Below are 13,420 nucleotides of genomic sequence, written 5' to 3'. Positions count from 1 at the left end.
GACTCCGCAGTGCCTGTCGGAGATAATCCACTGGATCGATGCAAACCCATGCCACGCCGAAGCTGCCTCCGAAATCGCCAATACCCGCGGCGAAACCCGCGCACGGTGCGGGTCAGCGGCATCTGCGACAAGGCCCTGGACAGGCGCGTGCAACAGCAGGATGTCGTCGATTGTGTGACGGCGAACACAGCGGACAGCATCAACCGCCGAATGTGGCGGGTGCAACGGCTGAAACGCGATCGACACATGGGCGCACTGATTGTGGATGATTCACCGTTCTCTGGTGGCTATGCCGCCGCACTGCCGGGCATGTAGGGCCTCGAAGCGTGGGAAGCCGCCGATTGCAGCGCAAAGGGAGGCCAGACACCTCGATTGCACCCATCTCCAACTGTCGATAGTGTCTGCGGAAGTGGTCAGTCATCATTGGCCAGGAGATGAGAGGCGCGGGCTTGGACCGATTCAAAGAAGCAATTGAACTGAGCTTCCGGATCCGACCCGTCGGAATCGCACTCGCGGCCGTCTACGCCCTGGGCTGCCTTGCCTCGCGTCAGTTCTCGCTGGATCAGTTCTTCCTGCCCGCGGGCATCCGGGCAGCGGCACTACTGATCGTCCCGACCCGCCTGTGGCCCTACCTGCTGCTTGGCGAGTACGCGTACTTCGCAACCTTGCGCATTCCCATGATCGACAGCTACGGCCTGGCCTGGGTCATCCTGGCCTCGACGCTGCTGATGCCGGTGGCGATGCTGGTGGTCTACCTGCATCGCATTAGAATGCCATCGGAGTCCGCCACCGGCCTCTGGTTGCTGTCGTTGACCTTCTGCATGGCGTTGTTCGTCCCGGCTCTCAATATGGGCATTTCATTTGCTCTGTGGTCGAACCCACCGCCGAGCAACCTGCTTAGCGCAGTTGATCGCACGATCTTTGGCCACTTCGCCGCCATCATCACCCTCGTGCCGTTGGCATTCCTCTGGTCGCGACGACACGCGGCCCCCAATTGGACGCGCCGCTTTGCTGCGCCTACGGTCACGGCCATCCTGGTGATGCTGGTCCTGGGCCTGTGCATGCAGCTTACGGCCATCAGCGCCCACACCACACGCACCCACCTGGTACTGCTGTCCTCCCTCCCAGCGATCGCCCTGACCTTCATGCATGGGTGGCGTGGCGCTGCCATCGCGATTCCGCTGTTGAACCTTCCACTCCATTTCGCCACACCCAGCACCGGCCTACAGTGCTCGTTCGACCTGGGCACCTTCGCCACCCAGCAGAACATGGCCGTGATGAGTGTCGCACTGCTCGCCCTGGGGTCCAGCATCAGCTATCACCATGAGCGTGCACGGTGCCGTGGACTGGCAGAGGAAACCACGTTGCGCCTGGCACGTAGTTCGCACCAGACCCGTGAGCGTGAGCTTCGCGAGCGCGCCTCCCATCTCAAGCAACTCGGCGAAGGCATGGACAGCTCGCTCGGCGAGATGGTCAGCTGGCTGAAGGCGCAGGGGCATCATGCGGTGGCCAACAGCCTGCAGCACGCCTCATCCGTGCACTCGCGGCTGTTCCGTGAACAGGCCAGTCTGGTCTACCCCACGGGGCTGGAGCAGGTTGGGCTGTATATCGCGCTGCGGGTTAGCGGCGCATGCGAAAGCTGGGACAACTCCCATCGCGTGATTCCGCCCCGGCTGGAGGGCAACCCCTGCCTGCTGACTGTCGACCTGCAGCTCGCCATCTATCGCTCGCTGATCGAGGCGGTGTCGCTGCTGCTGGAACTGGAGTCGGGACAGGTCAGCGTGCGCGCCCGGAGCGGCCAGGCGGGCGACCGGCGCGGCATCGTGGTGGTCGTTGGCCTGCTTGACCGCGGTCGCACGCTGTCGAACCGGACCGTTCAGCAGGCCATCGAGCGTCTGGCCGGCCGGATAATGGCCTACGGCGGCACGGTGCATTGCCGTGGCAACCGGCTCCGGCTCGTCCTGCACGAATCGCTTGCGGGTACAGCGGCGGCATTCGCATCGCCTGCCTGATCGGTGAACGACGCGCAGGGCACGCTGCTCCGGCTAAAGTTGCACCCGAAACCGCCGCTATCCGTGCCGAGTCCCTCCCTCGTGAGCCACCGCATCATGCCCGTCCTGCCGCAGGCCGCCGTCGATGGCGACCTGGCCGATCCGCTGCCGCAACGGATCCTGCTGGTCGAAAACTCCCGTGCGTTCACCGGCATGCTGCGCGAGGCCATCGAGCAGCGCCTGGAACTGCCGGTGGTGATCGCTTCCACCCTGGCCGAGGCCGATCGCCTGCTGAGCGAGGATGGGGGCTGGTTCCTGGTACTGACCGGGCTGGTGCTGGCCGACGGCGACCGCGACGCGGTGGTCGAGTTCTTCCTCAGGCGCGGCCTGCCCACCGTGGTGGTCAGCAGCGTCTACGACGAGGATCTGCGCAAGCGCGTACTGCAGCAGCAGATCATCGACTACGTGCTGAAGAACACGCCGGGCAGCATCGACTACCTGGTGTGGCTGGTGCAGCGCCTGGAGCGCAACCGGCGCATTGCGGCACTGGTGGTGGACGACTCGCCGTCCGCGCGCGGCTATGCCGCCGCCCTGCTGCGCATGTATGGCCACGAGGTGCACGAGGCCGCTGACGGCAACGAGGGCCTGGCCGCGATCGAGGCGCATCCTGCGATCCGCCTGGCCGTGGTCGACCAGGAAATGCCGGGCATGCAGGGCGTGGAGTTCACCCGCCGCCTGCGCACCCTGCGCTCGCGCGACAAGGTGGCGGTGATCGGCATTTCCGGCAATGCCGATGCCTCGCTGATCCCGCGCTTCCTGAAGAACGGCGCCAACGACTTCCTGCGCAAGCCGTTCTCGCGCGAGGAGTTCTTCTGCCGGGTCTCGCAGAACGTGGATCAGCTGGAGCTGATCGGCACGCTGCAGGACCTGGCCACCCGCGACTTCCTCACCGGCCTGCCCAACCGTCGCTGCTTCCTGGAACAGAGCCAGCGCCAGCTGCCGCAACTGCAGCTGCATGGTCAGTGCGTGGCGGTGGCAATGATCGACATCGACCACTTCAAGCACATCAACGACACCTACGGTCACGAAGCCGGCGATGACGCGCTGCGCGCGGTGGCCGGTGCGGTGGCCGCGCATGCCCGCAGCCACGACCTGACCGCCCGCTTCGGCGGCGAGGAGTTCTGCCTGCTGGTGCCGGACATGGAGCAGGACGAGGCCCTGCTGTACTTCGAGGAACTGCGCCAGCGCATCGCCGCGCTGGAAGTGGACATCGGCACCGCCAGCCTGCGCATGACGGTGAGCATCGGCCTGTGCTGCCTGCGCCCGCAGCGCGATGCACTGCATCGGCTGATCTCCGAAGCCGACCGCCAGCTGTACCTGGCCAAGGCCGGCGGCCGCAACCGGGTCAGCTGCACCACGGTGGCCAGCCCGCTGCGCCCGCGCGAGCCCGCGCTGACCTGACCGGGCAGCCTTGATCCAGATCAACGCCGCGCCAGCGCGGCAGCTCTACAGTCAGCCCCGACATACGCATGAAGGGGAGCCGGGGATGGCACTACTGGTCTGGCAGGACGATCTGAACATCGGCATCGATGTGATCGACCAACAACACCGCCGCATCATCGAGATGCTCAACCATTTGCACGTGGCCCAGGCCAGCATGCAGCGTGCGGCAGTGGGCGAGGTGATCGACGAAGTGGTGGACTACACCATGTCGCACTTCGCGTTCGAGGAAGAACTGATGGAGGAAGCGGGCTATCCGTTCTGTGCCGCGCACAAGCGCGTGCATGAAGTCTTCATCAAGCGGGTATCGGAGTACCGCATGCGCTTCCAGGCCGGCGAGGACATCAGCGATGAACTGCGCACCATGCTCTCGCGCTGGTTGTTCAACCACATCCGCGGCGATGACCAGGCCTACGCCGAACAGGTCAAGGCGCACTTGAACCAGTTCGCCCGCGAACACCAGGGCGGCGGTTGGCTGGGGCGCACGCTCAAGCGCTTCTTTGGCTGAGCCGCAGCGCGCGCCGGTGCAGGGCCACCAGCGCGCACAGGGTCGCTGCCGCAGTCAGGCACAGGTAGTAGCCGACCGCGACCAGGCCGAAGCGTTCGGCCAGCCAGGTGGCCAGGTACGGCGCCGGCGCCGCACCCAGAATGCCGGCCAGGTTGAATGAGAGCGAGGCGCCGGTGTAGCGCACTTCCACCGGGTAGATCTCGGCCAGGAAGGTGCCGCAGGGGCCGTAGGTCAGCCCCATCAGGAACAGGCCCAGGCACAGGAACGCCGTGACCAGCCAGGGACTGTGCGGCTGGAACAACGGCGCGAACAGTACGCCGAAGCCGATGATCAGCACGCTGGCCACGATCATCGTGCGACGCGTGCCCCAGCGGTCGCCATAGCGCGCCGACAACGGGATGCCCAGCGCGAAGAACAGCATGCCGGCCATCTGCATCAGCAGGAACTGCTCGCGGCTGTAGCCCAGCACGGCGGTGCCATGGCCGAGGCTGAACACGGTCATCAGGTAGAACAGCACGAAGGTGGCGAACGCCCCCAGCGTGCCCAGCAGCATCGCCACCGGATGGTCACGCAGCACCGTCCACATCGGCAGCCGCACCGGCGCCTTGCGCTCCAGTGCCTGCTTGAAGTCGGGCGTCTCATGGATGTTCAGGCGCACCCACAGGCCCAGGCCGACCAGCAGCGCGCTGGCCACGAACGGAATACGCCAGCCCCACTGCAGGAAGTCGTCCTGGCTCAGGCAGCGGCCGAGCACCAGGAAAATGCCCGCCGACAACAGGAAACCGATCGGCGCGCCCAGCTGCGGGAACATGCCGTACCAGGCGCGCTTGCCCGGCGGCGCGTTCTCGGTGGCCAGCAGCACCGCCCCACCCCACTCGCCGCCCAGCCCCAGGCCCTGGCCGAAGCGGCACAGCGCCAGCAGCGCGGGCGCCCACAGGCCAATCTGCGCGTGGGTCGGCAGCAGACCGATCAGCACCGTGGACAGGCCCATGGTCAGCAACGCGGCGACCAGGGTGGCCTTGCGGCCGATGCGGTCGCCGAAATGGCCGAACACCGCCGAGCCGACCGGCCGTGCGATGAACGCCACCGCGAAGGTCGCCAGTGACTGCAACAGCGCCGCCTGTTCGCTGCTGTCCGGGAAGAACAGGTGCGGGAACACCAGCACTGCGGCCGTGGCGTAGATGTAGAAATCGAAGAATTCGATGGTGGTGCCGATCAGGCTGGCCAACAGGACGCGGCGGGGAGAGTTCACGGGCGGTGCGGCAGCGGTGATCGTCGACATCGGCAACACGGGTAACGGCGGATCGCCCGATTCTGCCACGGGCCGGTGGCCGCACGGGACGATGGTTTCAGCCGACACCGATGCCAACGAGGGTGGCAGGCGCCATGTTCTGCAGGTTCTCGCCCCTGCTCGACCACATTCCACGAAATGCAGCCGAGCATCGGCTCGGCTCTACATGTGGGCGCAAGCCCCGACGCCGTTACAGCTGGATCCAGGTGGCCTTGATCTCGCTGTACTTGTCGAACGCATGCAGCGATTTGTCGCGCCCATTGCCGGACTGCTTGTAGCCACCGAACGGGGCGGTCATGTCACCGCCATCCCAGCCGTTCACCCAGACGCTGCCGGCGCGCAGCTGGCGTGCGACGCGGTGGGCGCGGCCCAGATCGCGCGTCCACAGGCCGGCGGCGAGGCCGTAGCGGCTGTCATTGGCCAGGCGCACCGCTTCGGCTTCGTCGTCAAAGCCGAGCACCGCCAGCACCGGCCCGAATACTTCCTCGCGCGCCAATGCCTGGTCGGGGCTCACCTGATCGAACACCGTGGGCTGCACATAACAACCGCCCGCCTCGACATCGGCGCGATGACCGCCCAGCAGCAGGCGGGCGCCCTCGCTTTCGGCACGCACGATATCCCCCATCACCTTGTCCAGATGCGCGGCATCCACCAGCGCGCCCATCGGTGCGTCGGCGTCAAGCGGGTGGCGCGGCTGCATGTGCTGGCCGTAGGCAACCACCTGGTGCACGAAATCCTCGCGGATCGAGCGCTGCACCAGCAGCCGTGACCCGGCAGTACAGACCTCGCCCTGGTTGAAGAAGATGCCCCGTGCCACCGCCTTCGCAGCGGCATCCAGATCGGGGGCATCGGCAAACACCACGTGCGGGCTCTTGCCACCACACTCCAGCCAGACCCGCTTGAGGTTGGACCGCCCTGAATACTGCAGCAGCCGCGCGCCGGTGGCCGTGGAGCCGGTGAACGCCAGCACGTCCACATCCATGTGCAGGGCCAACGGCTCACCGACGCGCGCACCGTGGCCCGGCAGCACGTTCAGCACGCCCTCCGGCAGGCCCGCTTCGGCGGCCAGCGCCGCCAGCCGCAACGCACTCAGGGGCGAGCGCTCGGAAGGCTTGAGCACCACCGAGTTGCCCATGGCCAATGCAGGCGCGATCTTCCAGCACGCCATCAGCAACGGGAAATTCCACGGCACGATCGCCGCCACCACGCCGGCGGGCTCGCGCGTGACCAGGCCCAGCTCATGCGGGCCGGTGGGCGCGACCTCACCGTACAGCTTGTCCACCGCTTCGGCCGTCCAGCGCAGGCAGCGCACCACGCCGGGCAGGTCGATACGACGCGCATCACGCACCGGCTTGCCCATGTCCAGGGTTTCCAGCAGGGCCAGCTCATCCGCGTGTTTTTCCACCAACGCCGCCAACGCCAGCAGCACGCGCTTGCGATGGGCCGGGCTGGCCTGTGACCAGTGGCCCGCATCGAAGGCACGCCGCGCCGCGCCCACTGCGCGCTCCACGTCCTGTGCATCGCAGTCGGCGACCACCCCCAGCACGCGACCATCAATCGGGCTGATGCAGTCGAAGCGCGCGCCGCTGGCAGCGTCGGTGTAACGACCCTCGATAAAGGCCTGTCCGGGTATCGAAAGCTGCTGGGCCAGCGCCTGCCAGTGGCTGCGGTCGGGAAAGTCGGCCATGTCGAGCTCCTCGGAACAGTTTCCCCGGTTATACCGACGCGGCCGCGACTCCACCGTGACGTGGCTGCGCTACATTTCCCCCATCGGACCCGATGGAGCTGGCATGAAGCGTTCCGCGAGCGACCTGCACGATCTGGCCACCCGACGCCCGGAGTCATTGGAGGCGTACTGGATGCCGTTCACCGCCAACCGCCAGTTCAAGGCCGCGCCGCGTGTGCTGGTGCGTGCCGAGGGCATGCACTACGAGGATGTCGACGGCCGCCAGATCCTCGATGGCACCGCCGGCCTCTGGTGCTGCAACGCGGGCCATGCACGGCCGCGCATCGTCGAGGCCATCGTCGAGCAGGCGCGCACGCTCGACTATTCGCCGGCCTTCCAGATGGGCTCGCCGCCGGCCTTCGCGCTGGCGCAGCGGCTGGCCGCCTTGGCGCCGGGCCCGCTCAACCATGTGTTCTTCACCAGCTCCGGTTCCGAGGCGGTGGATACCGCGATGAAGATCGTGCTGGCCTACCACCGCCAGCGCGGCGAGGGCCAGCGCACCCGCTTCATCAGCCGCGAGAAGGCCTACCACGGGGTGGGTTTCGGCGGCATGGCGCTGGGCGGGCTGCCCAACAACCGCAAGCCGTTCGGCCTGCAGCTGGGCGGCGTCGACTACCTGCGCCACACCCTGGACCTGCCGCGCAATGCGTTCAGCAGGGGCCTGCCACGCCAGGGCGCGGAGCTGGCCGATGACCTGGAACGGCTGATCGCGCTGCATGATGCCTCGACGATTGCCGCCGTATTCGTTGAACCCATTGCCGGCTCAGCCGGGGTGATCCTGCCCGCACCGGGTTACCTGCAGCGCCTGCGCGAACTGTGCGACCAGCACGGCATCCTGCTGGTGTTCGACGAGGTCATCACCGGTTTCGGCCGGGTTGGGATGCCCTTCGCCGCGCAGCGCTTCGGGGTCACCCCGGACCTGCTGACCTTCGCCAAGGCGGTCAGCAACGGCGCGGTACCGCTGGGTGGCGTGCTGGCCAGCGACGCCGTGCATGCAACCCTGATGCAGGCACCACCACAGGCCATCGAGCTTTTCCATGGCTATACCTGTTCGGGGCACCCGCTGGCCTGCGCCGCGGCGCTGGCGACGCTGGAGGTCTATGCCGAGGAGCGTCTGTTCGAGCGCGCCATCGAGCTGGGCGAATACTGGCAGGAACGACTGCATGCGCTGCAGGGCCTGCCCAACGTGATCGACATCCGCAACTTCGGCCTGGTCGGCGCGGTTGAGCTGGCGCCTCGCCGCGATGCGCCGGGCAGCCGGGGCTACGAGGTCTACCGGCGCTGCTTCCACGACGGCCGACTGCTGGTGCGCTGCACCGGCGACATCATCGCGCTGTCGCCGCCGCTGATCGTGGACAAGGCGCAGATCGACCAGATCACCGGCACCCTGGGCGAGATGATCCGGGCCACCGCCTGAGCCCGGGCCGGTGGTGGCGAGCGGGTACAATGGGCGGTTCCGCTCCTGCTCGCTGCCGTGCCCATGGATATCGTCGTCAAAGAAGAACTCAAGGCCTACATCGACCCGCTGACCGCGGACGAACATGACGCGCTGGAGCGCAGCATCCTGGCCGAAGGCTGCCGCGATGCGCTGGTGTTGTGGGGGAATGTACTGGTCGATGGCCATAACCGTTTCGGCATCTGCCAGAAGCATGGCCTGCCCTTCAATACCGTGCAGAACACCCGCTTCCAGAGCATGGAAGACGTGCACCTGTGGATGATCGAACAGCATCTGGGCCGCCGCAGCGTGTCCGACTTCCAGCGCGGCGTGCTGGCGCTGCGCAAGCGCGACATCCTGGCCGCCCGCAAGCAGGTCGAGCAGGCGCAGCTGCAGCGCGAGAGCGATGGCACCGCCGACGTCGCCGATGAGACCAGTGAAGACAGCCCGCCGTGGGAACCGGCACCGAAGATCAGCCGCGCCGAGCTGGCGCGCGAAGCCAAGCTGAGCACCAGCCAGGTCGGCATGATCGAGCGCATCCACGCCCAGGCCGCCGCCGAGGTGGTGGAAGCGGTCAAGGCCGGCGTGATCTCGATCAGCGCCGCCGCAGCCGTGGCCGACCTGCCGGAAGAAGAGCAGCGCGCCGCCGCCGCCGGTGGCAAGGACGAGCTGAAGCAGGCCGCCAAGCGCGTGCGCGAGTCCAAGCGCAAGCCGCGCGCACCGAAGCCGGAAGCGGCCGAGATGGACTTCGAGGAACCGGACGAGGAGCAGATCGCCAGCCGCGACGCCGAGGTGCTGTCGGCGCTGGAACAACTGGGCGAGGATGCCCCGGCACTGCGCCGCCGCGTCGTCGCGCTGACCCGCGAGAACGACACCCTGCGCGCGCAGCTGGCTGCGTTGCGCAAGCAACTGGAAGCGCTCTGAACCAGCGGGTAGTGCCGGCCGCTGGCCGGCAACCCCATGAACGTTCCGCGTGCGTGCCGGATGCCGGCCAGCGGCCGGCACTACCAGATGCTCATGCCGTGCCGGTTAGACTTCCGGCATGACGCCTGCCCACGATCCGCGCCGCGCTCAGCTGCGACGCCTGAAAGCCCTCGCACTGGGCCTGCTGCTGTTGATGCTGGCCGGATTCGCGGTCAGCCACTGGCAGGGCGAACGCGGTATCTGGGCGTGGGTCTCGGCGTTCTGCGAGGCCGCAGCCGTGGGCGCACTGGCCGACTGGTTCGCCGTCGTCGCGCTGTTCCGGCGCCCGATGGGCCTGCCGATTCCGCACACTGCGATCATCCCGCGCAGCAAGGAACGCATCGGCGACAGCCTCGCCCTGTTCGTGCGTGACCAGTTCCTGGAACCGCAGGTGCTGCTGGCCAAGCTGCAGGTGTTCGATCCGGCCAGCCGCCTCGGCAGTTGGCTGGCCGACCCGGCGCGCTCGCGGATGCTGGCCGACATGGCACGCGGCTGGGCCCTGCAGGCACTGGACTTCTTCGACGAGACAGCGGTGCGCCGGCAGCTGCATGCGTTCGTGGTGCAGCAGCTGCGGCAGTGGAATGCCGCCGCCACCGCCGGTGAGCTGCTGGCCCTGCTGACCGCCGACGGGCGCCACCAGCGCGTGCTGGACGAGGGCCTGCAGCGGCTCGGCCGCTGGCTGGAACAGCCAGAAGTGAAGGAACGCGCCTCGCAGCTGATCGTGCGCTACATCCAGCGCGAATGGCCGACGCTCTCGAGCACGGTGAACTGGGTGAAGCCGATCGATGAGATCGGCGACAGCCTGGCCGAGCGCCTGGCGCGGGCGGTGCTGGAAGAACTGCAGCAGGTACTGGCCGAGCCGCAGCATCCGCTGCGCCAGGACTACGAGACCTGGCTGCAGAACTACGTGCAGCGCCTGCGCGAGGACCCGGCCCTGGCCGAGCGCATCGAACAGCTCAAGCAGGAAATGATCGACCACCCCGCCCTGCAGGACTATGTGCAAGGGCTGTGGGCGCGCATCCACGCCAGCCTGCGTGACGACCTGCAGCGCGAGGACTCGGCGCTGGTCGGACACCTGCAGCGCAGCCTCGCCTCACTGGGCGCCAGCCTGCAGGCCGACCCGGCCCTGCGCGAGGCCCTCAACCAGCACCTGCTGGAAGGTGCGCAACGCCTGACCGGCCGTCTGCGCGAGGGTGTGACCACGCATATCGCGCAGACCGTGAAGGGCTGGGACGAGCGGCATCTGGTCGAACAGCTGGAACTGAGCGTGGGCCGCGACCTGCAGTTCATCCGCTTCAACGGCACGCTGGTGGGTGGGCTGATCGGCCTGTTGCTGCATGCGGCGACAGTGGTGTTCAGGTTCTAGGCCTCGGTGCGCCCCCGGATCATCATGCTTGATTCATAAAATGCGAATGCCTATCATTTACTGATCGGTTTGTACGCTTAGCCAAGCGGGCGCGGAAGACGCGCCCATCGCCCGTGTACATCCCCGACCTCTGGATTGCCCGCCTGCGCGGGCAGTGCTTCGTCGATGGGACACGCTGGGCGACATGCGCAGGGCGCAAGGGGGCCGCGGACGCGTTCCATCCCCTCCCCTACCTGCAGGAACGCCGTGGACCGCTCGCCCGCAACCGCCAGCCCCCGCACCTTCTTCTCCAATCCACGCTGGGGCGTGCTGTCACGCTCGCTGGCCGCGATCTTCGGCGGCTACGCGCTGGCTTCGGCCACCAGCGTGTTCTGCGCGGTGGCGCTGCCCGGTGCGCGCGGCCAGGCCGTGCTGACCGGCATGCTGCTGGCCATCCTGGTGGCCGCCTGCGCAGCGCTGTGGGCGTTCGCGACCCGCAGCGCGCTGCGCGCCTGGGTGGGCATCCTCGCGCCCGCGCTGCTGATGGCCGCCATTGCGCGCCTGCTGGGGGCCTGGGCATGAAGAACGGCTTCCGCCAGTCGATGGCCTGGCTGCACACCTGGACCGGCCTGCTGGTCGGCTGGTTGCTGCTGCTGATCTTCATGGCCGGCACCGCCAGCTACTATCGCGAGGAAATCAGCCGCTGGATGCGACCGGAACTTCCGTCCAGCCAGGTCAGCATCGATGTCGCCGCGCAGCGCGCCGTGGATTACCTGCAGGCCAATGCGGCGCAGGCCGGGAACTGGTTCGTCACCCTGCCGCAGCCGCGCAACCCGGCCATGCAGATGTTCTGGCGGTTGCCACCGGAGCTGGCCGATCCCAGTCGCGGCCGTCGCGGTGGCTTCGGCGAAGCCACGCTGGACCCGAATACCGGCCAGGCACTGAAGGCACGCGAAACGCGGGGCGGTGATTTCTTCTACCGCCTGCATTTCGACCTGCACTACATCCCGGTGCTGTGGGCGCGCTACCTGGTCGGCTTCTGCGCGATGTTCATGCTGGTGGCGATCATCACCGGCGTCATCACCCACAAGAAAATCTTCAAGGACTTCTTCACGTTCCGCAAGGACAAGGGCCTGCGTTCCTGGCTCGATTTCCACAACGTCAGCGCGGTGATGGCCCTGCCCTACCACGCGATGATCACCTACACCGGCATCGTCACCCTGATGATCATGTACCTGCCGTGGGGGGTGAAAGTCGCCTACCCGCAGGACGAAGACAAGTTCTTCAGCGAAGCCTTCGGCGGCATGCCGGAGGTGACCGCGCCGGCCGAAGGACGCGCCACGCCGCTGCCGATCGCGCAGCTGCTGGACAGCGCACGTGCGCACTGGCACGGCGTGGAAGTGGCCGGCTTCACCGTGTCCAACCCGGGGGCGGCCAATGCGGTGATCGACATCCGCCAACGCGACGGCAAGCGCCTGTCCACCGACACTCCCGCCGTTCGCTACGACATGGTCAACGGCACGTTGCTGGAAGAAACGCCTCCATCCGGCGGCGCTACCGCCACCCGTGGCGTGCTGTACGGCCTGCACCTGGCGCGCTTCGCCGATTGGGGCCTGCGTGCACTGTTCTTCCTGTCCGGCCTGGTCGGCTGCCTGATGGTGGCCAGCGGCGTGGTGCTGTGGGCGGTGAAGGAACGGCCGAAGCATGCCAAGAGTGGGCGCACCGGCTTCGGCCTGCGCCTGGTCGATGCGCTGAACATCGGCACCGTGGCCGGCCTGCCGATCGCTTTCGCGGCCTACTTTTGGGGCAACCGCCTGCTGCCGCTGGACATCGCCGAGCGCGCGAGTGCGGAGGCCAACGTGTTCTTCTACGCCTGGGGCGGCGCGCTGCTGGCCGCCTTCATCTGGCCGAAGCGGATGATGTGGGCGTGGCAGCTGTACCTGGGTGCGGCTGCGTTCGCGCTGGTACCGGTGGTCAACGCGCTGACCACGCACGCGCATCTTGGCATCACATTGCGCAGCGGTGACTGGGTACTGGCTGGCGTCGATCTGTCGATGATTGCGTTCGGTGCGATGCTGGCGCTGTGCGGCTGGCGCATGCAGCGCTGGACGCCACCGCTGAGCGCGGCCGAGAAGAAGAAGCGCGCCGCCGCCGCAGCAGCACCCAGGGCCCCGGTGGACGCTGCGGAAACCGCCGAAGCGGAGGCCAGCGCATGATGCTGCTGGCACTGGCCCTGTCGTTCTCCGCGTTCACCGCGTTGTCGCTGGCGATGGAAAAGCACCAGCACGACCTGCACGGCAGGGCCGCAGCCACGCCCGCACGGCGCACCCAGTGGCGCGTGCTGGGCTGGGCCCTGCTGACGGTGGCGTTCGCGCTGTGCGTGATCGACCACGGCTGGGCGATGGGCCCGGTGCTGTGGCTGGGCACGATGACACTGGGCGGTCTGGCGCTGTCGTTCGGGCTGTACCCGTACCGGCCGAAGTGGATCGCGGCGTTGGCGATCGTGCTGCCGGTGCTGGGGCTGGTGGTGGCGGTGCTGTAGCCGGGCCACCGGGGTCGGATCCCTTTCGCGAAGCGCAAGGGCTCTGACCCCTGGTGCGTAGATCCGGATGGGGTCAGAGCCCCTGCGCTTCGCGCAGGGGATCCGACCCCGGGCGTCGC

General features: G+C 67.6%; 12 protein-coding genes. 10 read left to right on the top strand and 2 right to left on the bottom strand.

Annotated features, from left to right (window positions below; translation table 11 throughout):
• Positions 1-147: 147 nt before the first annotated feature.
• The 4 genes from AC5P98_RS03200 (at position 148) to AC5P98_RS03185 (ending at position 3,999) form a co-directional block, all read left to right on the top strand.
• Complete coding sequence (locus AC5P98_RS03200; RefSeq protein WP_154583325.1) at positions 148-315, top strand: hypothetical protein; 168 nt, start codon at positions 148-150, stop codon at positions 313-315.
• 134 nt (positions 316-449) lie between these two features.
• Positions 450-2,012, top strand: coding sequence for an MASE1 domain-containing protein (locus AC5P98_RS03195; RefSeq protein ID WP_049405535.1), 1,563 nt, complete (start codon positions 450-452; stop codon positions 2,010-2,012).
• Between the two features lie 96 nt (positions 2,013-2,108).
• Complete coding sequence (locus AC5P98_RS03190) at positions 2,109-3,452, top strand: diguanylate cyclase (RefSeq protein WP_049405533.1); 1,344 nt, start codon at positions 2,109-2,111, stop codon at positions 3,450-3,452.
• Positions 3,453-3,537: 85 nt separating this feature from the next.
• On the top strand, positions 3,538-3,999 hold the full coding sequence (locus AC5P98_RS03185; protein WP_004151683.1) for a bacteriohemerythrin: 462 nt from the start codon (positions 3,538-3,540) through the stop codon (positions 3,997-3,999).
• Here the strand turns inward: AC5P98_RS03185 and AC5P98_RS03180 are convergent.
• The gene (locus AC5P98_RS03180; protein WP_049405530.1) at positions 3,980-5,281 is read right to left on the bottom strand and encodes an MFS transporter; all 1,302 of its coding nucleotides are present in this window, start codon (positions 5,279-5,281) and stop codon (positions 3,980-3,982) included. The genes AC5P98_RS03185 and AC5P98_RS03180 overlap by 20 nt on opposite strands.
• A gap of 199 nt (positions 5,282-5,480) precedes the next feature.
• Positions 5,481-6,977, bottom strand: coding sequence for an aldehyde dehydrogenase (locus tag AC5P98_RS03175; protein ID WP_049405528.1), 1,497 nt, complete (start codon positions 6,975-6,977; stop codon positions 5,481-5,483).
• A 103-nt stretch (positions 6,978-7,080) separates the two neighbouring features.
• On the opposite strand from AC5P98_RS03175, the gene aptA reads away from it, so the two are divergent.
• From aptA to AC5P98_RS03145, 6 genes are all read left to right on the top strand, one after another.
• Positions 7,081-8,433 carry an omega-aminotransferase AptA gene (gene aptA, locus AC5P98_RS03170; RefSeq protein WP_014646556.1) on the top strand — a complete coding sequence of 451 codons (1,353 nt, stop codon included), beginning with the start codon at positions 7,081-7,083 and terminating at the stop codon, positions 8,431-8,433.
• 63 nt (positions 8,434-8,496) lie between these two features.
• Positions 8,497-9,375, top strand: a complete 879-nt coding sequence (locus AC5P98_RS03165) for a ParB N-terminal domain-containing protein (protein ID WP_049419089.1) — start codon at positions 8,497-8,499, stop codon at positions 9,373-9,375.
• 118 nt (positions 9,376-9,493) lie between these two features.
• Positions 9,494-10,780, top strand: coding sequence for a DUF445 domain-containing protein (locus tag AC5P98_RS03160; protein ID WP_049405926.1), 1,287 nt, complete (start codon positions 9,494-9,496; stop codon positions 10,778-10,780).
• 246 nt (positions 10,781-11,026) lie between these two features.
• A complete protein-coding gene (locus AC5P98_RS03155) occupies positions 11,027-11,341 on the top strand; it encodes a DUF3649 domain-containing protein (RefSeq protein ID WP_046429774.1) in 315 nt (104 codons plus the stop codon).
• Positions 11,338-12,975: a PepSY-associated TM helix domain-containing protein gene (locus AC5P98_RS03150; RefSeq protein ID WP_049405924.1), complete on the top strand. Its 1,638-nt coding sequence runs from the start codon at positions 11,338-11,340 to the stop codon at positions 12,973-12,975. Before AC5P98_RS03155 ends, AC5P98_RS03150 begins: the two co-directional genes overlap by 4 nt.
• Positions 12,972-13,301, top strand: a complete 330-nt coding sequence (locus AC5P98_RS03145; RefSeq protein ID WP_032961601.1) for a DUF3325 domain-containing protein — start codon at positions 12,972-12,974, stop codon at positions 13,299-13,301. The genes AC5P98_RS03150 and AC5P98_RS03145 overlap by 4 nt, the downstream gene beginning before the upstream one ends.
• Positions 13,302-13,420 lie beyond the last annotated feature (119 nt).

The organism is Stenotrophomonas sp. YJH_SMC_135 (assembly GCF_059372355.1).
Note: the sequence above shows the minus strand (reverse complement) of the source record. Positions and strands in the feature narration are given on the sequence as shown.